Here is a 19,261-nt window from a genome sequence, read left to right on the forward strand (position 1 = left end):
GACCCCATGGAGCTGAGCGTCTACTTCTTCTCCGCCAACGACCGCTATGACTTCGGGGAGCGCTACCGCTTCATCCTTGACGTCGCCCGATTCATCGACGCCCGGGGCTTCGCCGCGATCTGGACGCCAGAGCGGCACTTCCAGGAGTTCGGGGGCAGCTTCCCGAACCCGGCCGTACTGTCCGCGGCCCTGGCCGTGGCGACGGAGAACATCGACATCCGGGCGGGCAGCGTGGTGCTGCCGCACCACCACCCGGTGCGCGTGGTCGAGGAGTGGTCCCTCGTCGACCAGCTCTCCGGTGGCCGGGCCGGCGTCTGCGTGGCGACCGGCTGGCACCAGGGCGACTTCGTGTTCTACCCCGACGGTTACGAGACGCGTCGGGAGGACACCCTGGGCCACATCGACACCCTGAAGAGGTTGTGGCGGGGCAATTCGGTGGCCTTCCCTGGCCCGGGTGGCCGGGAACTGGAAGTGCGGACCTTCCCCCGGCCCCGACAGCCGGAACTCCCGCTGTGGCTCGTCCACACGTCGAACCCCCGGACCTGGCTGGAAGCCGGTCGGCGCGGGCTCAACATCCTGACTCTGCTGACGAGTTGGGAGAAGCTCGAAGAGAACGTCACCGCGTACCGGGCGGCGCGGGCGGAGGCGGGACACGACCCCGCCGCCGGGGTCGTCACCGTCGGCATGCACACCTACGTGGGCAGCGGCGACGAGGACGTCTGGGAGCTCGTCCGCCGTCCCGTCAAGCAGTACCTCAGCTCTTTCATGAGCCAGCAGAGGCAGGACGACAAGGTCAGCGGCACCTCACGGGGGACCGACACCGCCGAGCAGGACAAGCTCGCCGAGCTGATGGCCGAGGACTACTACAGCCGAAGGTCCCTGCTCGGCAGCGTCGACAAGTGCGCCGCCACCGTCGACCGGCTCGGTGCCGCGGGAGTCGACGAGGTCGCCTGCCTGGTGGACTTCGGACTCCCCTTCCCGACGGTGCTCGACGCCCTGCCCGCTCTGGACGAACTTCGCCGGCGTTGCTCGGCGAGAACGGCGCACGAGGTGCGCCCCACAGTCCCCGGCCTCGGCCCTCGGGCGGCCAGCGGTCGCCGGGACGTCAGCTGGTACTACGACCGAGGCTGACAGCGAGAGCCGCCACCACCGAACCACGGAGAGCCGAATGCCGAACGATCCCGAGTCCAACATCGACGGTGTCGCCGAACTCTACGACGAGTTCAGCGAGTTCCACGCCCGTATCAACGACAGCAACCTGCACCTTGGCTACTGGGAGGACCAGAACGACCGCCGTTCGTTCCAGGAGGCCACCGCGAGGCTCACCGAACTCATGATGGCCCGGCTCGACCCCGCGCCGGGCCAGCGCATCCTGGACATCGGCTGCGGTATCGGCCAGCCGGCGTTCACCCTCGCCGAGGCCTTCGACGTGGAGATCCTGGGTGTCACGGTGAGTCCCCGTCAGATCGAGCGGGCCACCGCCACGGCGCGCGAACGGAAAATGGACGATCGTGTCCGGTTCGAGCGAGCCGACGCCCAGAAGCTGCCGTACAAGGACGCCTCCTTCGACGGCGCCTGGCTCTTCGAGTCACTGATCCACATGCCCGACAAGGCGCGTGCGCTCAGGGAGACCGCCAGGGTGCTGCGTCCCGGAGGCCGACTGGCCGTCGCCGACATGTTCCACGAACCGGGAAACGACTGGTCCGGCATACACCCGCTGGTCACAGCGATCGAACTCGACGCCTACACGCCTCTCCTGGAGGCGGAGGGGTTCGACGTGGTGGACGTCCAGGACGTGACCGAACACATCCATGTGCCCGAGGAGGTCCGGACGGCGCTCCGCACGCAAATGCTCGCTCACCGGGACGAGTGGGTGCGTATAGCGGGGGAGAGCGTGGTCGAGGCGCTGCTCGACCCCGAGGTGAACACCTTCTACACACCCGGCCTCGGCTACGTCCTGATCACCGCGGAACGCCGCTGAGGCTCCGCTCGTGTGCGGGGTGGCAGTGACACCCCGCACACGAGCGCTGTCCGGGCCGTCAGGGCACGAGCGTGGCCAGCAGCTCCGCGGACAGCAGCTGGAGCAGCTGTTCACGCTGGGTCTCCAGGAAGAAGTGGCCCCCGGGCAGCATGACGGTGGTGCAGCCGGCGGTGGTGTGCGCGCCCCAGGCGGCCAGGGAGCCGACGGACGTCTCGGGGTCGTCCTCCCCGCCGAGGGCGAGGATCGGGCAGCTCAACGGTCTTCCCGGGCGGTGGGCGTACGTCTCCAGCATGGTGACGTCGGCCCGCAGGATCGGGAGATACAGGTCTCGCATCTGGGCGTCCTCGCGGATCACCTTCGGAATCGCACCGAACCTCTGGTCCAGCAGGTCCAGGTACTCGTCGTCCGGGAGATGACTCATCGCCACGCCGGATGCCCCGAGGTGTGGAGCGTTGCGTCCGCCGACAGCGAGAAACGTGGGCTCCGTGTCCCACCGGTCCCGGAGCGCCCGGGCGATCTCGAAGGCGAGGAACGCCCCGAGACTGTGGCCGAAGAGCGCGTACGGGCCCGGACCGAGTGCGACCAGTGCCGCAGCGGCGTCGGCCGCCACGGACACCAGGTCGGTGGCGAGAGGTTCCGCCATCCGCGCGTCGTGGCCGGGCAGACGCAGCGCCCAGGGCTCGACCGCCGGGAGCAGGGCATGCCCCCAGCGTTGGTAGACCGACGCGCCACCACCCGCGTAGGGCACGCAGACCAGGCGGAGCAGAGGGCCGGTCCGGAGGTCCCGGTCATTCTTCCGCGGGACCGCCGGCCGGACGATCCACCGGTCCGGCCGGACGGCGAGGCCGTCCGCCGGACCGTTCATGCCGCGTGGTGGGGCTCGGGGCCACCGGCCCAGGCGGGGATGTCGATGATCTCGACAATCGCACAGGAGAAGGCGATTCCGGCGCCGGCGCCGAGCAGGAGCACGCGGTCTCCCCCCGCCAACTGGCCGGTGGTGAGGAGGTGGAACAGCCCGCTCGTCTGGTCGTTGGCCCCGGTGTGGCCCATGGACCGCCCGAAGTCCCACACCCCGAGGTCGGCGGCGTTCTCGCCGAACGGTTCCAGGAGCCGCTGCAACACACCGCGATCCCCCACGAACTGGTGGGCGACCCGGGTGATGTCCCCGACTCCCAGCCCCGCTTCCTCCAGCGTCTCCAGGATCAGCGTCCGCTGCGTCTCGCCCATCAGGGCTCCGGCCCGGACCACGTCCTGTCCTCCCTGGTACGTGGCAGCCCTCTCCCGCAGATCGACCCGGCGGCCGGTCGTACATCCGGGCGGGAAGAGCGGTTCGCCGCCGCGGTTCAGCTCCTCCAGGTCCGGAAGAGACGTGGCGCGCACATTCAGCAGCCGGGCGAACCCCTGCTCCCGTGACAGGACCACGGCGGTCGCGGCGTCGCCGAACAGCCCTCCCGGAGTGGCGCGCCAGCGGTCCACCAGCGGGTCGCCCCAGTTGTCCGCGGACGTGACCAGTGCCGCGACGCGGTCGCCGCACGCCCCGAGCCAGCACCCGGCGAGCTCCATGGCCGCCAGGAACCCGTTGCAGCCCTGGCGGATCTCCACGGCCGGGACATGGCCGCCCACGGTGTTGCGGAGGATGTAGTGCTGCGGGGACCACATGTCCGGGCCCTGGTGGTTGCACGTGGCGTGCATCAGCACGGCCACGTCCCGCGTGTCGTGCCCGGAGACCGCCAAGGCGTCCTTGGCCGCCCTGACGGCCATGTCCGGCGCGGGGACGTCGCCGGCGACCGCGACGGAGGCCCAGCCCAGGGCGGCCGCCTCATCGGCGTCGTACCGGCCGTCCGCGACGGCCTGTGCGGTGGTGACCCGTTCGGGCAGGTAGGCGCCCATCCCGGCGAGGTAGAGGTTGTCGAAGAGCATGACGGGAACCTTTGCGTTAGGTGGAGGCGTGGACCGGGGAAACCGCGCTGGACTTGGCGAGCCCGTGGTTCTGCATCGAGAACAGCCGGGCGTTGAGCCACATGCAGGGCTGGATGAGGGTGTCGACGAGGACCAGGAAGCAGACCGTGCCCACCCCGGTCGGCCCGCCCATGAGGTATCCCGATCCCAGAAGAATCAGCTCCAGGCTTCCCTTGGCCACCCAGAAGGGCCAGCCCCACCGGTGGACCATGCTGATGGCCACCAGGTCCATCGCGCGGATGCCCACCCCGCTCATGATGATCAGGGCCGATCCGTAGGTGCACAGAAGGACCCCGGCCAGCATGAGGGCGACGTCCGTGACGGGTATGTGGCCGGCGAGTCCGGTGGCGCGCAGCACGTCGATCATGCTGCCGCAGAGGAAGAAGGTGAAGAAGGGCGACAGCGGAGGCCGTCTGCGGTTCCAGCAGGCCCAGATCACGAGGCAGACCACCGCCACGAGGGCCTGGGCGATTCCGATGGTCAGCGGAACGTGCTCCAGCAGCCCGAGCGCGAACACGTCCAGAGGGTCGGTACCCAGATCCGCGTTGATGAAGAACGCCGCGCCGAGGGAGAAGGAGAAGCACCCGGCCAGGTAGACGCCGTAGCGGGTTCGGCGCTCCGCCAGGTGGACGCGGAGGCGTGAGCCGGCGCCGCGATGGCGTGACGCATCATTCATGCGGACTCCCGAGTGAGACTGACGGTGGAGGGAGGGAGCGGCGGACGCGCCGCGCCCTGTCGGCGAGCCTGGCCGGTCCAGGGGGACGATCGCCCCGGTAGCACCCCCAGCACGCACCCCAGACTCGACCGAGCGGGGGCCGCGGTGCCTCCGGGTAGGCGGGCACGGCACCGCCGTCAGAATTCCGACAGTGATTCGCGTGCTCCGTGGTGTTTGCCGTGGGCGGCCGACAAGGTGGTCCCATGAGAGATACCTGGGGTCCGGATCGCGGCGTGCTCGTAGCCGTGCGGGTGTCGGGTCTCGTCGGCCTGGCAGCCATCACAGCCGGTGCGCTGTCGAGCACCATGTGGATGGTCGGCGTCGGTGTCTGGGCCATGATCGCCGCGTTCCTCACCGAGCTCGTCTACCGGCCTTGAGAGCCAGGCGTGGGGCGGTCCTTCCCGCCTTCTGCCGCTCACTCCGCGCAGTTTCCCGGGGCTGAGCCGGACGGCATGCTGCCGGCAGCCGACCAGGCCGGCCACTCCCTGCCTCGGCGCTCCGATGCCGTGAGAAGCTCGTCGCTTCCGGGCTCGGTGTAGGTGTCCGAGGAGCCGGGGGCCGGGAGCATCAGCGATCCGTAGGAAACGGCCGATGTCCGTGTAGGAGTGGGTGGCGGAGGTGCGCCCGGCTCGACGACCAGGGACGGAGCGACTTCGAGCGGCTCCAGCAGCGGATGGGCCTCGCCGGTGCCCCCGCCCGGGCCGCGGTCATGGCCGCCCGGGTGCCCGCGCACCTGATGCTCTTCGACGTCGTGCACCTTGGCGGCCGTCCCGTGACCGGCCTGCCGTACGCGGAGCGGCGCGAACTTCTGGAAGGTCTCGGACTGGCCGGGCCGGCCTGGTCGACGCCCGTGGCGATCGTCGGGCACGGGGCCCAGGCCTGGGAAATGGTCCGGGACGCCGGGTTGGAAGGGCTGCTCGCGAAGCGGCTCACGTCCCGGTACGAGCCGGGGGTGCGGTCGAAGGCGTGGATCAAGATCCGTTTCGTGCGTACCGCCGACGTCGTGGTCGGCGGGTGGGTGCCCGGGCGCGGCCGACTGACCGGACTACCCGGCGCCGTCCTGGTCGGCGAGAAGCTCGGCGGGCAACTGCACTACGCGGGCAGCGTCGGTACCGGCTGGAGCAGGGCCGAACGCACCCGCCTCGCCGGCCTTCTCCACGTCGCGGCCATCGACACCTGCCCGTTCGCCGAGATCCCGCCGGTGGCCGGGGCCCAGTGGGTGCTCCCCCGTCTGGTCGGCGAGGTCAGCTACGCGACCCGCACCCGCGCCGGACGTCTGCGCCACCCCTCCTGGCACCGGCTGCGCCCCGACCTCGCCCCCGGCGACCTCGCTTGATCCCGCGGAGGCACCGCGCGGCCCGGATTCCGGTCCGTTCGGGCAGGATGCGTCTCCGACCGGCAGCGCGCTACGCCGCCTCGCCCACGGGCTGGTCGTTCACGTGCTTCAGCTGCATTCGGCCGGGGACGACGTTGCCGGGGTCCAGCGTCTGCCAGAAGGGATGGGTGCTCACCTGGGCACTGAGCTCCAGCAGGAGCTTCCGGTAGGCGGCGACCTGCTGGTGCTGTTCCTCGGTGTACCCGGGGCTGTCCGGCTTGGCCGACCGGTAGTCGGAGTGGAGCTGCTTGTCCGCCTGCCAGCCGGACATCGGCTCGGCCGACCAGGGCAGCGTCCGTACGTACTGGTCGTACTCGGACTGGGCCTGGTGCAGAGCGATCTGGGCGTCGCACAGATCCTGGGGGAAGTCGTACCTCGTCACACCAGAATGCTACGCATGTTCGAATATCGGAAGCGAGCGGCACACGGCAGGACAACCTCACATCTCCCGCTCATTCATCCGGGTGGCGCACACCCCGGCCGCGAACCGGAACCGGCGGCCGCGGCGTCGCACCGGGCATGGATTCCGTCATCGACGCCCGCCACGTCAGCGAGCCCGGGCTCGTCGTACTCGACATCACCGCCGCCGACGAGGAGACCGCCCTGGCCCTGATGGACGAGCTGCAACAGCTCTGGGCCACCTCCGGCATCACCGAGATCCGGCGCGATCCCGCCCAGCCCGGCGTCCGCGCCCGGGTGCACGCGGACATCCGGCGCACCAACCCCGGCAGCGAAGCCAGCCTCCCCCAGGCCGGGGAGGAACAGACCGCGACGGCCGACCAGTGACCGGGTGAAGAAGCTCTTCCCGAAGGCCGTCAGGCATGCCGCCACCCGCCGGGGCGGCCCGGACGGTACAGCGTGGACGCGGAGCCCGTCCGGGCGCCCTTCCCACGTCGACGGGACGGGCCCAACCACGGCTGCTGACGCCCTGCTGGGCTGTCCTCGGTTCGTACCGTCCGGCCACCGGGATCGTGTTCCTCATAGCTCCGGCCGGGTCGCCGGTCGCCCCTGAGGCACCGACAGAAGCACGCAGTTGAAAGGAGGCAGGGCCTCCTCGGCGCTCCCGCCGGCGGGCGGGTCAGGCGGCGGGGGTGTAGCGGACGATGGTGTCCTCGCACGGACCGTCCGCGTACACCTTCAGCGCCTCGAGCTCGCGGTCGTCCGCGGTGAGCTGCCAGCGGAGCTTGGTCGACACCCACTCCGCGACGTACCGGCACTCGGCGTCGGGGGACGGCGGCATCCAGTCGGCCGGGTCCTGATCGGACTTCTGCCGGTTGGAGCGGGCCGTCACCGCGACGAGCGAGACGTGCGCCCCCTGGTCGTTCGCGTACGCCTCCCGCCGCTCCGCGGTCCAGGCGGAGGCACCGGAGTCCCAGGCCTCGGCGAGCGGGACCATGTGGTCGATGTCCAGGGACCCGGCGCTGGTGACCTCCTGTCCGTCGTAATAGGAGATCCAGGTGCCGCCGGTCAGCTTGCAGCCGGCGCCCACGGTCGGCGCGACGACAGCTTCGGCGATGAGAACCTCGGCGCGGGTGTTGCACCCGTCGGTCGCGTTCTCACCAGAATTCCAGTGCTTGAAGGACGAGCGGGTGTAGCCGGTGCGGTCCTCTTCGGTGACCTGTACCAGGCCGACCGCGTCGGCCAGCGTCGTCACCTCCGCCGCTGGAGCGGCCTGAACGGCGGGAGCGGAGAAAAGGGACACAAGGGCGAGGGAAAGTGCGCTGAAACGTACGAAGTTCTTGATCACCAACGTGTTCTACCGGGCCACCCTGCCCTCCGCGAAGCCCGGGATCCCGGCTGTCACCCGCGCGGGGGAGTAGGTTCACCGCAGGAACGCTTCCTCTGCCCTGGCGCCCGTGCCCGCAACAGTCCGGGTACGCCCGCTGAAGCCCGGTCAGGCCGATGCTGGCCTGCGGCGGACCGCAGCGAGGCGCTCAGGTACTCCCGGCTTTGGTGACGTTCTTGATCAGCGTGGCGGTGACCGTTTCCTCTGGGCCCGGCTCCGGCTTGAAGGTGGCGAGCTTCTCTGGCGTCATGGGCCCGGTGGGCACCATGACCTGCATGGTCGCGATGACACCTCCGACGCGTACAACGGTCACCAGGGTCCAGGCGAAGCCACTGCTGCCCAGCCGGGACAGGGTCCGGTACCGCAGGGCGTCCTCCCCGAGGTCCGGGACCTTGAGCATCTCGCTCGTGACGGACGACTTTCCGAACTTGTTGCTGAACCTGAACCGGCCGCATGTTCCGACGGCCTCGCGGAGTTGTGTCATGCGGGCCCGGGCGGCCTCTTCCGGATAGCTCATCAGGCTGGTGCTCCGGGGAGAGATGGACGTCCCGGCCGGGTACATGATCGACGAGGCGGCCGAAGCCTCCTCACCGTCACCCGAGGTCGCCTCCTTCACATGCCGGCAGACCTCCGGCGAGACGGTCTCCTCGGCGTCGAAGGAGGATTCCGGTGCAGCACCGTCCCGCGAACGGCTTCCCGTGATCTCGAAACCGACGGCCTGCTCCGCAGTGAGCAGCGCGGCCTTCAACTCGACAGCGGTCACAGGTTCGGAGCGCTCTGACTTGTCGGCCGCCGCGCTCGCCGCGGTACGAGGCTTCCCTCCGGCGTCGCCACGCTCGGGACTCTCCCCGCACGCTGCGGTCAGCCCGATCGCCGACAGCAACGCCGCCGTCGACACCAGTCTTCGTCCACTCCTGCGCACCATCAGGTCCCCACCCTCGAATTCGCACTGCTCACCCACGTACAGGCGAACCGTATTGCGCCTGAGACCATCCCGTCATTCGTGCGGCGCACCTGGCCCAGTAGCGGCTGGTAGATCTGTAGTTGGTCCGCCTGGCCAGGTAGTCGGACAACAAGTCAGTGGAACCAGGCGACAAGGCGTACGTTCTCCGCCCCGTGGACTTCGCTGAGGGTACGCATGACGCTCCAGACCCGGCCCCAGGCGGTGTCGATCCCCGCAGCCGAGGCGCGGGTTCGTGTGCCTGAGATGTTGGTCTCCTGCCAATCCGTGGCGTTCAGCTCCGCCCAGGTCAGCCACGTGGTTCCGTACACATCGGGGGAGCCGCCATAGCCGGCGAACTCTTCCCGCAGGCCATCCGAGGCGTCATCCGGGAAGCCCCGGTCCTCGGCCAGGGGGCGGAACCCATAGGAGTTCCGGACTCCGAAGAGGCAGGCCAGGCCGTCGTAGGCGTTGCCCTGGTTGAGGAGGTAGAGATCGATGCCGACCTCCCACACGGAGTCCTCGTCGTCGAGGCCCCATATACGGGCCCCTGGTCGGCATTCGATCATTCCGCTGATGTCGGTCGACATGAAGAGATCGTGCCTCCGCAGGCCAGAAGCTGGCATCTCCTTTTCCTCGCTTGCGCGAGGCCCTGCCGAGCTGCGACTCAGTCGGTCTTGCGCCGTTCCGGCCATCTACAACGCTCAGTGGCCAACTACGACGCTACGTCGCAGCTGTGACTGCGGATGGGAGGTGGCCCCGGATGGACAGCTCCCATGCTCAGAATCAGCCGGACTGTGGCCCCGTTGCTAGCTCCGCCTGGCCTCTCGCACCTTGACCGTGGGTCCGCGTCGGCGTGAGGGATCAGCGCAGCACCAGGGCGCCGGGCACCTGATCGTCGAAGATCTCGAGCAGCCAGTCGAAGACCGTCGGACCCTTGCTGGCGCGAGCTGCGGCAAGCTCCTCGGCCACTCTGGGGCGGTTGGCGTGGTGGCAGCGCTCCAGGCGGATCTCCAGCTGACGGGCTGTCTCCGTGTGCCCGAGGGCTCGCTGGGAGTAGGTGTGATCGTGCCACTCCACCGCGAAGTCATTGTCATCCGGCGTGCCGAATCCGCCCCTCAGGCAGTCGTTGAAGGCGTCGAGGTTCCGTCCGAAGTAGCCGCCAGGACCGTTGACCGCCTCGCCCATCACCAGCCAGAAGTCCTCCAGCGAGTGGATCCGTCTGCCATCCAGTACGTAGATCATCGTCATGCCGCGACGTTAGGCGACGTCATGGCATCTGAGCATCGGAGTGGTCTGTCCGGGCCACCCACCGTGCTCAGTCACAGCAGCACACGCGAGTGGCTGAAACCGCGACGCCTCGAACTCGCATGTTCGAATTAATGTTCGATACAGTCGAAGTGTAGGTAGGTTGACTAGTACCACTTTGGGGGCATTTAGGCGGAGGGTGTCATGCGAGGAGATGTCCCTCATCTGCATGTCAGTAGTGGGTTTTCGGCCCGCTACGGTGCCTCGCATCCGCGTGACCTCATCGCCCGGGCCGCCGAGCGCGGGATCGGGACGGTGGCGCTGACCGACCGCGACATGGTCACCGGCACGGTGCGCTTCGCGAAGGCCGCTGCGGCAGCCGGGGTGAAGCCGGTGTTCGGCGTCGATCTGGGCGTAGCCCCGCACGTTCCGCCCGCCGAAGTCCGCCGCCGCACCCCCGTGCGCGGCGGCGCGCACGTGGCGGAAGCACCGTTCCGGGCGACGTTCCTGGCCCGGAACGCGCAGGGTTGGGCGCGGTTGTGCCGGATGGTGTCCGCCGCGCACGCCGAAGCCTTCCCCGCAGGCGGGCCGCCGACCGCGTCGTGGGAGATGCTCGCCCAGTACGCCGACGACGGCCTGATGGTGCTGCTCGGCCCCGCGTCGGAACCACTGCGGGCCCTCGCCGCCGGTCGTGCGGACGTCGCCGAGCGGCTCCTCGCACCCTGGCAGCGGGTCGTCGGGGGCGGGCTGCGGCTGGAGGTCGTGTGCTGGGGCCTGTCCGGCACCGGCCCGGGGTCGGTCCGTCTCGCCGCGCACACCATGGCGCTCGCCGACCGCCTCGGCATTCCGGCGGTGCTGACGAACGCCGTTCGGTACGCGGATGCGGTCCAGCACCGGGTCGCGGACGTGCTGGACGCTGCCCGGCTGCTGCGGCCCGTCGACCGGCGCCGGCTGGACTGCGGGGAGCGCTGGCTCAAGGACGGGCCCGCGATGACCGAGATCGCCGGGCGGGTGGCGGCCGCCGCCGGGGCCGACCCGTCCCGCGCCGTGAAGCTGATCGCCGACACCATCGCGGTCGCGGACGCGTGCGAGGTCGACCCGGTCCGGGACCTCGGTCTCGGCGTACCGCATTTCCCCGAGCCGTCCGTGGTCGGCGCCGAACCGGGGCCGGACGGGGCGATGCGGCTGCTGCGGCAGCGATGCGAGAGCGGCATGACCGCCCGCGGTCTCGACCGTGACCGAAGGGCGATGGAGCAGCTCGACTACGAGCTCGGGACCATCGGCCGCCTGCACTACGAGCCGTACTTCCTCGCCGTGGCCCAGGTCGTCGCCGATGTGCGGGACATGGGCATCCGGGTCGCCGCCCGCGGCTCCGGAGCCGGCTCCATGGTCAACCACAGCCTCTTCGTCGCCACCGCGAACCCGCTGCAGCACCACCTGCTCTTCGAACGGTTCCTGTCCGAGCGGCGCTCCTCGCTGCCGGACATCGACATCGACGTCGAGTCCGCGCGCCGTCTGGAGGTCTACGACCGGATCATCGACCGCTTCGGGCGGGAGCGGGTCGCGGTCACCGGCATGCCCGAGACCTACCGCGCCCGGCACGCCCTGCGGGACACCGGCCTCGCGCTCGGGATCGGCCCCGCCACCGTCGACCGGATCGCGAAATCCTTCCCCCACATCCGCGCCTGCGACATCCGCTCCGCCCTCACCGAACTGCCCGAACTCCGGGAGCTCGCTGCCGAGGCCGGGCGGTACGGGCCGCTGTGGGAGCTCGCCGAAGGGCTGGACGCGCTGCCGCGCGGGATCGCGATGCACCCGTGCGGAGTGATCCTCTCCAACACGACCCTCCTGGACCGGCTGCCAGTCCAGCCGACCCCCGGGGGCGAGTACCCGATGGTCCAGGCCGACAAGGAGGACGTCGAGGACATGGGCCTCCTCAAGCTGGACGTGCTCGGGGTGCGGATGCAGTCCGCGATGGCGCACGCCGTCACCGAGATCCGCCGTACGACCGGCCGGGCGATCGACCTCGACAACCCCGACCACGTCCCGCTGGACGACCGCTTCGCCTTCGCTCTCATCCAGAACTCCGACACGGTCGGCATGTTCCAGCTGGAGTCGCCCGGCCAGCAGGACCTGGTCGGCCGGCTCCAACCCCGTGATCCGCAGGACGTCATCGCCGATATCTCGCTGTTCCGCCCGGGTCCCGTGCAGGGCGGGATGCCCGCCCTCTACATCGCCGCCCGCCGCGGTGCCACACCCACCTACCCGCACCCCGATCTGGAGCCGGTCCTGCGCGACACGTACGGGGTGACGATCTGGCACGAGCAGATCATCGACATCCTCGCGGTCATGACCGGCTGCGACCGCGCCCTGGCCGAAGTCGCCCGCCGCGCCCTCAGTAACGAACAGCGCCTGCCCAAGGTCGAGGCGTGGTTCCGACAACTGGCCGGTGCCCGCGGCTACAGCCCGACGGTGCTGGACGACGTCTGGGACATCGTTGCCTCGTTCGGCAGCTATGGATTCTGTAGAGCGCATGCCGTCGCTTTCGCGGTGCCGGCGCTGCAGTCCGCGTGGCTCAAGGCGCATCACCCTGCTGCCCTGTACGCGGGGCTGCTGGAGCACGACCCGGGGATGTGGCCGGCCCGGGTCATCGTCGCCGACGCCCGCCGCCACGACGTCCCCGTCCTGCCCGTCGACATCAACACCTCGAAGGCGCAGTACGCCGTCGAGCGGACCGGATCCGGGTGGGGCGTGCGGATCTCCCTGTCCACGGTGCACGGCATCTCCGACGACGAGGTCACCCGGATCACCGAGGGCCAGCCCTACACCTCCCTCCAGGACTTCTACGCCCGCGCCCACCCCAAACTCCCCACCGTCGAACGCCTCATCAGCATCGGCGCCCTCGACCCGCTCAAGGGCTCCTCGACCCGGCGGGACCTGCTGCTGCAGGCGACCGAACTCCACCGCCAGGCCCGCACCCGCCCCGGGCCCGGCCAGATCCCGCTCGCCACCACCTCGCACACCGCGGGCTCCTCCCGGCTGCGGGAGATGACCGCCCGAGAACGACTCGACGCCGAGCTCGGCGTCCTCAAGATCGACGTCTCCCGGCACCTGATGGAGGACCACCACCGGCTGCTGCGAGAGATCGGCGCCACCGACGCCAAGCACCTGCGCGCGATGCACCCCGGACAGCGCGTCCTCGTCGCCGGCGTCCGCGCCTCCACCCAGACCCCGCCCACCGCGTCGGGGAAGCGCATCATCTTCGTCACCCTCGAAGACGGCTCCGGACTCGTCGACCTCGCCTTCTTCGAGGACTCCCACGAACGGTGCGCCCACACCGTCTTCCACCACGGCCTGCTCCTCGTCCGCGGCACCGTCGAAGCCCGCGGCCCCCGGCGCACCGTGGTCGGCGAGATGGCCTGGGACCTCGACGAACTCGCCACCGCCCGCGCCACGCACGGACCCCAGGCCGTCCTCGACCTCCTCGGCCAGGCCCCCGCGCCCACACCCGCCCAGCCCGGCCCCGGGCGGACGATCCCCGACGGCACCGCGGGCGCCCGCCTGCACCCCTGGAGCGACCTCCAGCCCGCCGGGACCCGGTCGGCCGACCTCACCCGCTTCGGGCACAAGAGCCAAGGGAGCGCCGGATGAATGCGAAACCCGCCTCCCCGCGACGGACCCGCGCGATCCTGCGGATCCACTTCCATCCCGCCGAGCGGAGCGAAGAGCTGTACGGACAGCTGCTCATCGTCCTCGACGGGATCAGCTCCCGCGTCGAACCCCTGCCCGCCGACTGGTCCGCCTGCGTCGACCTCACCGGCGCCCTCACGTACTGGGGCCGCGACGTCGAGGGCCTGGTCGCCGTGCTCCGCCTGCGCCTGCTCGCGCTCCACGGCGTCCAAAGCTCAGCCGGTGCCGGCCCCACGCGCTCCATCGCGGCCATGGCCGCGGACGTCACCCCGCCCGGCGCCGCCACGGTGATCCGCGACGACCCGTACGAGATCGCCGCGTTCCTCCGCACCAAGCCGACCGCCGCCCTGCCGGGCATCGGACCCAAGACCGCCCGGACGCTCGCCCGCTACGGCATCACCACCGTCGCCGACATTGCCGACACCCAGCTCCCCACCCTTCAGCGCATCCTCGGGACCGGGGCCGCACGCCAGGCCCACGAGCTTGCGCACGGCATCGACGAGCGCCCCGTCGTCCCGGGCGCCGCACCCAAGGCCATGAGCGTCGGCCACCGCTTCGACCGCGACGAACTCGACCCCGACCAGCACCACCGAACCGTCCTCCGCCTCGTCCAGGAGCTCGGCGCCCGGCTGCGCACCAGCGGCGAGATCACCCAGGCGCTCACGCTCACCGTCACCTACGCCGACCGCACCCAGACCACCCGCAGCCGCACCCTCACCGAGGCGACCGCCCACACCCCCGCCCTGGCCACCACCGCCCGCGAACTCCTCACCAGCCTCGGCCTCCAACGCGCCCGCGTCCGCACACTCGCCCTGCGAGCAGAACGCCTGCGGCCCGCCGAGGACTCAGCCCACCAGCTCACCTTCGACCACCGTGACGAGAAGCTCCGCCACCTTGAAGCTGCACTCGACAGAACCGCAATCCGCTACGGCCCCGGCATCACCGGAGCCGCATCGGCCTTCCCCCGGACCGGGTGAACTGCAGTCTCCGAAGGCGCGCCATGGCCACCGGAGTCAGACGGCCGGCCGCGCGCGGGTGAGCGGGGCCACCGGACGGTGAAGCGGCTCGCCGCGTCCAGCACAGACCACCATGCATGTGGCACCGCGGATCACCCTGCCGAGTTTCCCGGCGGCACCGACAGCACTCAATCTCACGAACTTGCTCAGATTTCGTGAAAACCTCACCTCCTCACCAAAGATGGCTAGTCTGGTGGAACCAATGAAGGGGGTTTCACATGTCGGAAACTGAGGGCACGCCGCGGGCCCTGCGCATCGGCTTCGAGTTCCATGTCCCGCGGGCGGTACGGCGCAACATCCACGGCGCCAGGGTGGACCGGGCGCTGGACACGATCACCGAGCGGGTCCTGGGGCTGGTCGCGGAAGACTTCCCGGCGGCGGGGAAGGCTTTCGTCCGCGGGGAGTGGGTGTACCCGTGGACCGACCGGCGCCAGGAGTACCTCCTTGCCGACGGCAAGGCCGAGCTGGTGCCTGATGAGGACACCGTCGACGAGGTGGGGCCCGGTACTCCGAAGGCGATGCGGATCAGCTTCGAGTTCGAGGTCCCCACCGGCTTCCGGAGTATCCGCGCGACCGAGTTCAACCGGGTCCTGGACGCGATAGCGGAGCGGGTCCTGGGCCTGGTCGAGGGCCTGTTTCCGTGGGCTTCCAAGGCCGTGGTCCGCAAGGAATGGCTCTACAACTGGACCGACGGCCGTTACGAACGCCCCCTCGCGCCGAATGAGTTCAACACCCCCGGGTAGAGCCCTAACTGATCGTTTCAAAATGAGTTGAGCCCACGATCTTGCGCCTGGTGATCTTGATCGGCAGGCTGTGCGGGTGCGTGCTGATCTTGTTCCAGATGGTCTTTGGGAGCGCGTGGCTCCGCTGCTGCCGCCCGTCGCCGAGCGTCGTCATCGATACCCCGGACGTCTGCGCGTGCCGGACCGGGCGGCGCTCGCGGGTGTGATGTACGTACTGCGGACTGGTGTGGCCTGGCGGGACGTTCCGGCCGAGACTGTGGGCTGCTCCGGAGTGACGGCGTGGCGTCGGCTGCGGGACTGGACCGAGGCTGGCGTGTGGCCCCGCCTGCACGCCGCTCTGCTGGCTGAGTTGCGGCAAGCGGACCTGCTGGACCTGGACGACTGCGCCATCGACGGCTCACATGTCCGGGCCCTCAGGGGGGGGATCACGTCGGCCCTTCGCCTGTCGATCGCGCCCGCCCCGGCTCCAAGCACCATGTGATCGTCGACCGCCACGGCACCCCGCTGGCCGTCACTCTCACCGGCGGAAACCGTCACGACGTCACTCAGCTGCTGCCGCTGCTGGACGCAGTCCCACCGATCCGCGGCCTGCGGGGACGCCCACGACGCAAGCCCCAACGCCTATACGCCGACCGGGGTTACGACTACGACAAGTACCGCCGCCGGCTGTGGAAGCGCGGGATCAAGCCGATGATCGCCCGACGCGGCGTCGCCCACGGTTCTGGGTTGGGCAAGGTGCGTTGGGTGGTCGAGCGCGCATTCGCCTGGCTGCACCAGTTCAAACGGCTCCGCATCCGCTACGAGCGACGCGCCGACCTCCATCAGGGCTTTCTCGAACTGGCCTGCAGCGTGATCTGCCTACGAAGACTCCAGCAGAGTCGCCGCTCGCCGGGTCAGTAGCGGAGGCGGGCCTCAGCCCCGTCGATGCGCAGCGTGCAGTTCTTGAAGACCTGCAGCAAAGGTTGCCCGCCGCCGACCGGTGCCAGCGTGAGCTCCAGGTCCCTCAGCGGCTTCACCACGGCGACGGTGCGAGAGCCGTCTGGGTCCGGGCCCCTGAGAGCCGCCCATGCCTCGAACAAGGCCCTCACGCTCTCCCAGCCTGGCCCCGGAGTGAAGCGCGCCAGGAAGAACGGCTGGTCACAGCCGTACTCGCTGAGCTCACCGAGCAAGAAGTTCCCCTGCAAGAGCTGCCACTGCGTCACGACTCGCCCCATTCTCGACCGCCCAGTCGAAGTCGCATCTTCGCAGTGCACAACTGTCTGGCCAAGTCATTCTGAAACGATCAGTAAGGCGTGGGCTGCGCCGTGTTTGCCGCCGGTGCGACCGCCCTCCACGTCCCCAGAGGCCTTCCCTGCCCTTCTTCTTCCGGTTGGCGGCCCGTTCCTTCATCTCCAGGATGACTGCCAGGATACGGCGTTTGCGCGATGGCTATAATCGCCTGGTCGAAATCAACCCGGGTGCGAGCCGGGAACCGGGGTAGCGCGCCGCGTTCCGCCTACCGCGAGGCTTCTTCCAGCCTCTGCACCTCCGGAGGAAGCTCCGTCCCGTCGTAGGACACGAAGATCTCCACGTCGTCCGGATCGTCGCCCACCGCGATCGCCACGTCCGCCGTGACGCCCTTCACCTCGTAGGCCGCCTTGTCCGGCCCTCTTTTCTCCCCGTCCGCCCCGTGCTGATCGCACGCGGGCTGGACGGCTGTGCCGACACGCCTACCGGCTTCGACGGGGAAATCCCCGACGTCCCGGTACTCCCTGCCCTCGAAGGTGAAGAACCGGGCGCAGGACGACGACTTCTGCGTACTCGTCCCGCCGTCGGATCCGCAAGCGGTGGCGCCGTATAGGACAAGCGCGACCATCAGCGTGCGCACGCAGTGCTTGGCGAACATCGTTCTGCCTCCTAAACGAATCTTTCCTGAGCGGCTGACAGCCTGGCAGGTCTGGAAGTTGTGCCAGGACGCCGCAGCCAAGGCCAGCTCGCGCCGGGTGAAGCGGACAGCGACGCACTCGACAGCGCGTCCGCCGTGTTGAGGCTCGTCGGGCCGCAGCGTTACTTCTTCCTCGACGGCCGCACCGGCATGACGCCCTGCTCGGGCAGTGACTGCTCGAAGGTCTTCCAGGGAACGTCCTTGTCGCTGACCAGGAGCAGGCCAGATCTTTCGTGCACCAGCATCGCGGGCCTCGCGTACGTCGTCGGTCATGGATCCTCTTCGTTGAGGCTGGATGGTTCCGGCTTTGAGGTGCCGTCACGGATCACTCAACCGGCCGAATCCGCCGAACGCGCATGCGCACCCGCACGAATATTACGTTCAGAGATCAACTAACCCCGGAGTGTAGTGATGTTACGCGTGGTGCATGGGTTCTGACCTGGGGTAACAGTGGGCTTCGCGTGACATGTCGTCGACAGGGGGATCCGTGGAGCGTGATGATCCTCACGTTTCCTTCGCCGCCCGCCGAACGGCCTGCCGACACGAACGAGTGAAAACGGCCAACCCACCTGCGGCGGAGACCCCTTGACGGTTGGTTCGGCCCTCGGCGGCGCAGACGGTGCCGGCCAGCCCGGCGTCGGCTGCGCGGAGGCCCGTACCTTCCCGCCCGCGGCTGCCGCCAGGCGAGCCGGCCTTCTTCGCGCGAGCCGACACGTGGATGCGACCTCAGGTGCTCGCGGAATCCGTCGGCGCGGATCGGTGCCGACGGATTCCGCCCCTGAGGGCGCGGCTTACTGATCGTTTCAGGATGAGGTTCGCAGGCGGCGGAGGCAGATGAGGCTGCAGGCCAGTTCGAGCAGGCCCTGGTGGAGATCGGCGCGCCGTTCGTAGCGGGTGCGGAGCCGTTTGAACTGGTGCAGCCAGGCGAAGGCGCGCTCGACGACCCAGCGCACCTTGCCCAGTCCGGAACCATGGGCGACTCCGCGTCGTGCGATCAGCGGCTTGATGCCACGCTTCCACAGCAGGCGGCGGTACTTGTCGAAGTCGTAGCCCCGGTCCGCGTACAGGCGGCGGGGTTTACGGCGGGGGCGTCCCCGCAGTCCCCGGATCGGCGGGACGGCGTCGAGCAGGGGCAGGAGCTGGGTGACGTCGTGCCGGTTGCCGCCGGTCAGCGTCACGGCGAGCGGGGTTCCGTGGCGGTCGACGATCAGGTGGTGCTTGGAGCCGGGGCGGGCGCGGTCGACGGGTGAGGGGCCGACGTGATCCCCCCTTTGAGGGCGCGGACGTTAGATCCGTCCACGGCGCAGTCGTCCAGGTCCAGCAGGTCGGCGCGGCGAAGCTCGGCCAGCAGGGCGGCGTGCAGGCGTGGCCAGACACCGGCCTCGGTCCAGTCCCGCAGCCGGCGCCAGGCCGTCACCCCGGAGCAGCCCACGGTCTCGGCGGGGACGTCACGCCATGCGACACCGGTCCGCAGCACGTACAGGACGCCGGCGAGTGCCGTTCGGTCGGGAACCCGCAGCCGCCCGGGGTAGCGGCGGCGCCGCTCGGGAGCGGACGGCAGCAGCGGGGCTACCCGTTTCCACAGGTCGTCAGGAACAAGATCAGCACGCACTCCGGACACCCTGCCGACCAAGATCGCCGAGCACAAGACCTGCGGCTTAACTCATTCTGAAACGATCAGTAAGGCGGGTGTCGCGGGTTCCACCCGGTGGGTTCCACTCCCCTACGCGTCACCCTGTTCTGTCTCCATTCCCGGTGGCCGACCCCTTGACCAGGTTCGGCTCCGCGCGGACCGCCACACCGCACCGGGCGACACCGACGTGGAGCGCCCGGTGCGCCGGGAAAGGATCAACTGGCGCACCATCCGCTCCGGGACCGCACCGC

The 19,261-nt window shown here is 69.8% G+C and carries 19 protein-coding genes and 1 pseudogene; 9 read left to right on the forward strand and 11 right to left on the reverse strand.

Annotation, left to right across the window (positions count from 1 at the left end; genetic code table 11):
- The first annotated feature begins 6 nt into the window (after window positions 1-6).
- Window positions 7-1,131: a MupA/Atu3671 family FMN-dependent luciferase-like monooxygenase gene (locus IE272_RS35335; RefSeq protein ID WP_190009747.1), complete on the forward strand. Its 1,125-nt coding sequence runs from the start codon at window positions 7-9 to the stop codon at window positions 1,129-1,131.
- 37 nt (window positions 1,132-1,168) lie between these two features.
- Entirely contained in the window at window positions 1,169-1,981 is an 813-nt protein-coding gene (locus tag IE272_RS35340; RefSeq protein ID WP_190009749.1) for an SAM-dependent methyltransferase, read from the forward strand.
- Window positions 1,982-2,039: 58 nt separating this feature from the next.
- On the opposite strand, the gene IE272_RS35345 is transcribed toward IE272_RS35340, so the two are convergent.
- The 3 genes from IE272_RS35345 to IE272_RS35355 are packed head-to-tail and all read right to left on the reverse strand — an operon-like array spanning window position 2,040 to window position 4,616.
- Window positions 2,040-2,846: a thioesterase II family protein gene (locus IE272_RS35345; protein WP_190009751.1), complete on the reverse strand. Its 807-nt coding sequence runs from the start codon at window positions 2,844-2,846 to the stop codon at window positions 2,040-2,042.
- On the reverse strand, window positions 2,843-3,901 hold the full coding sequence (locus IE272_RS35350) for a ketoacyl-ACP synthase III family protein (RefSeq protein WP_190009753.1): 1,059 nt from the start codon (window positions 3,899-3,901) through the stop codon (window positions 2,843-2,845). Before IE272_RS35350 ends, IE272_RS35345 begins: the two co-directional genes overlap by 4 nt.
- Window positions 3,902-3,917: 16 nt before the next feature.
- Window positions 3,918-4,616 (reverse strand): YczE/YyaS/YitT family protein, encoded by a 699-nt coding sequence (locus IE272_RS35355; protein WP_215101280.1) that lies wholly within the window; start codon window positions 4,614-4,616, stop codon window positions 3,918-3,920.
- Between the two features lie 242 nt (window positions 4,617-4,858).
- Here IE272_RS35355 and IE272_RS35360 point away from each other — a divergent pair, with 242 nt between their 5' ends.
- On the forward strand, window positions 4,859-5,032 hold the full coding sequence (locus tag IE272_RS35360) for a hypothetical protein (protein ID WP_190009817.1): 174 nt from the start codon (window positions 4,859-4,861) through the stop codon (window positions 5,030-5,032).
- Window positions 5,033-5,283: 251 nt separating this feature from the next.
- Window positions 5,284-5,991: pseudogene (locus tag IE272_RS35365) on the forward strand (ATP dependent DNA ligase); the annotation flags it as partial.
- Between the two features lie 70 nt (window positions 5,992-6,061).
- Here the strand turns inward: IE272_RS35365 and IE272_RS35370 are convergent.
- Window positions 6,062-6,412 carry a DUF8825 domain-containing protein gene (locus IE272_RS35370; protein ID WP_190009757.1) on the reverse strand — a complete coding sequence of 117 codons (351 nt, stop codon included), beginning with the start codon at window positions 6,410-6,412 and terminating at the stop codon, window positions 6,062-6,064.
- A 137-nt stretch (window positions 6,413-6,549) separates the two neighbouring features.
- Here IE272_RS35370 and IE272_RS35375 point away from each other — a divergent pair, with 137 nt between their 5' ends.
- Complete coding sequence (locus IE272_RS35375; protein ID WP_097963740.1) at window positions 6,550-6,816, forward strand: DUF6207 family protein; 267 nt, start codon at window positions 6,550-6,552, stop codon at window positions 6,814-6,816.
- A 292-nt stretch (window positions 6,817-7,108) separates the two neighbouring features.
- Here the strand turns inward: IE272_RS35375 and IE272_RS35380 are convergent, their stop codons facing one another.
- The 4 genes from IE272_RS35380 to IE272_RS35395 form a co-directional block, all read right to left on the reverse strand.
- A complete protein-coding gene (locus IE272_RS35380; protein ID WP_190009759.1) occupies window positions 7,109-7,777 on the reverse strand; it encodes an HNH endonuclease family protein in 669 nt (222 codons plus the stop codon).
- Window positions 7,778-7,964: 187 nt separating this feature from the next.
- On the reverse strand, window positions 7,965-8,579 hold the full coding sequence (locus tag IE272_RS35385) for a hypothetical protein (protein WP_143674097.1): 615 nt from the start codon (window positions 8,577-8,579) through the stop codon (window positions 7,965-7,967).
- A gap of 314 nt (window positions 8,580-8,893) precedes the next feature.
- Window positions 8,894-9,346: a hypothetical protein gene (locus tag IE272_RS35390; protein WP_030634078.1), complete on the reverse strand. Its 453-nt coding sequence runs from the start codon at window positions 9,344-9,346 to the stop codon at window positions 8,894-8,896.
- A 274-nt stretch (window positions 9,347-9,620) separates the two neighbouring features.
- Entirely contained in the window at window positions 9,621-10,007 is a 387-nt protein-coding gene (locus tag IE272_RS35395; protein WP_098893677.1) for a barstar family protein, read from the reverse strand.
- Between the two features lie 201 nt (window positions 10,008-10,208).
- Here IE272_RS35395 and IE272_RS35400 point away from each other — a divergent pair, with 201 nt between their 5' ends.
- The 4 genes from IE272_RS35400 to IE272_RS35415 all read left to right on the forward strand — a co-directional run bounded on the left by IE272_RS35400 (window position 10,209) and on the right by IE272_RS35415 (window position 16,353).
- On the forward strand, window positions 10,209-13,655 hold the full coding sequence (locus IE272_RS35400; RefSeq protein ID WP_190009761.1) for a DNA polymerase III subunit alpha: 3,447 nt from the start codon (window positions 10,209-10,211) through the stop codon (window positions 13,653-13,655).
- Entirely contained in the window at window positions 13,652-14,671 is a 1,020-nt protein-coding gene (locus tag IE272_RS35405) for a DNA polymerase Y family protein (RefSeq protein ID WP_190009763.1), read from the forward strand. The genes IE272_RS35400 and IE272_RS35405 overlap by 4 nt, the downstream gene beginning before the upstream one ends.
- A 257-nt stretch (window positions 14,672-14,928) precedes the next feature.
- Window positions 14,929-15,453 carry a hypothetical protein gene (locus tag IE272_RS35410; RefSeq protein ID WP_190009765.1) on the forward strand — a complete coding sequence of 175 codons (525 nt, stop codon included), beginning with the start codon at window positions 14,929-14,931 and terminating at the stop codon, window positions 15,451-15,453.
- A gap of 76 nt (window positions 15,454-15,529) precedes the next feature.
- Window positions 15,530-16,353 (forward strand): IS5 family transposase gene (locus tag IE272_RS35415; protein ID WP_190009767.1). Its coding sequence is split into 2 segments (ribosomal slippage): window positions 15,530-15,869 and window positions 15,869-16,353, totalling 825 coding nucleotides; the frame shifts between segments, so codons are not numbered across the junction.
- On the opposite strand, the gene IE272_RS35420 is transcribed toward IE272_RS35415, so the two are convergent.
- The 3 genes from IE272_RS35420 to IE272_RS35430 form a co-directional block, all read right to left on the reverse strand.
- Window positions 16,347-16,655 (reverse strand): hypothetical protein, encoded by a 309-nt coding sequence (locus IE272_RS35420; protein ID WP_229897962.1) that lies wholly within the window; start codon window positions 16,653-16,655, stop codon window positions 16,347-16,349. The two genes, IE272_RS35415 and IE272_RS35420, sit on opposite strands and share 7 nt — an antisense overlap.
- A gap of 293 nt (window positions 16,656-16,948) precedes the next feature.
- On the reverse strand, window positions 16,949-17,338 hold the full coding sequence (locus tag IE272_RS35425; RefSeq protein WP_056702863.1) for a DUF6281 family protein: 390 nt from the start codon (window positions 17,336-17,338) through the stop codon (window positions 16,949-16,951).
- An 842-nt stretch (window positions 17,339-18,180) separates the two neighbouring features.
- Window positions 18,181-18,989, reverse strand: a protein-coding gene (locus IE272_RS35430) for an IS5 family transposase (protein ID WP_190009771.1) whose coding sequence is annotated in 2 segments (ribosomal slippage) — window positions 18,181-18,650 and window positions 18,650-18,989 — 810 coding nt in all. Because the reading frame shifts where the segments join, the coding sequence is not laid out codon by codon here.
- Window positions 18,990-19,261: the final 272 nt, after the last annotated feature.

It is taken from the genome of Streptomyces anulatus (assembly GCF_014650675.1).
In the GTDB taxonomy this organism is placed as follows: domain Bacteria; phylum Actinomycetota; class Actinomycetes; order Streptomycetales; family Streptomycetaceae; genus Streptomyces; species Streptomyces anulatus.

Coding starts and splice junctions, on each gene's coding strand:
- IE272_RS35375 (WP_097963740.1), top strand. CDS start 6,550: ATGGATTCCGTCATCGACGCCCGCCACGTCAGCGAGCCCGGGCTCGTC.
- IE272_RS35345 (WP_190009751.1), bottom strand. CDS start 2,846: ATGAACGGTCCGGCGGACGGCCTCGCCGTCCGGCCGGACCGGTGGATC.
- IE272_RS35340 (WP_190009749.1), top strand. CDS start 1,169: ATGCCGAACGATCCCGAGTCCAACATCGACGGTGTCGCCGAACTCTAC.
- IE272_RS35390 (WP_030634078.1), bottom strand. CDS start 9,346: ATGTCGACCGACATCAGCGGAATGATCGAATGCCGACCAGGGGCCCGT.
- IE272_RS35395 (WP_098893677.1), bottom strand. CDS start 10,007: ATGACGATGATCTACGTACTGGATGGCAGACGGATCCACTCGCTGGAG.
- IE272_RS35350 (WP_190009753.1), bottom strand. CDS start 3,901: ATGCTCTTCGACAACCTCTACCTCGCCGGGATGGGCGCCTACCTGCCC.
- IE272_RS35425 (WP_056702863.1), bottom strand. CDS start 17,338: ATGTTCGCCAAGCACTGCGTGCGCACGCTGATGGTCGCGCTTGTCCTA.
- IE272_RS35410 (WP_190009765.1), top strand. CDS start 14,929: ATGTCGGAAACTGAGGGCACGCCGCGGGCCCTGCGCATCGGCTTCGAG.
- IE272_RS35335 (WP_190009747.1), top strand. CDS start 7: ATGGAGCTGAGCGTCTACTTCTTCTCCGCCAACGACCGCTATGACTTC.
- IE272_RS35400 (WP_190009761.1), top strand. CDS start 10,209: ATGCGAGGAGATGTCCCTCATCTGCATGTCAGTAGTGGGTTTTCGGCC.
- IE272_RS35405 (WP_190009763.1), top strand. CDS start 13,652: ATGAATGCGAAACCCGCCTCCCCGCGACGGACCCGCGCGATCCTGCGG.
- IE272_RS35355 (WP_215101280.1), bottom strand. CDS start 4,616: ATGAATGATGCGTCACGCCATCGCGGCGCCGGCTCACGCCTCCGCGTC.
- IE272_RS35360 (WP_190009817.1), top strand. CDS start 4,859: ATGAGAGATACCTGGGGTCCGGATCGCGGCGTGCTCGTAGCCGTGCGG.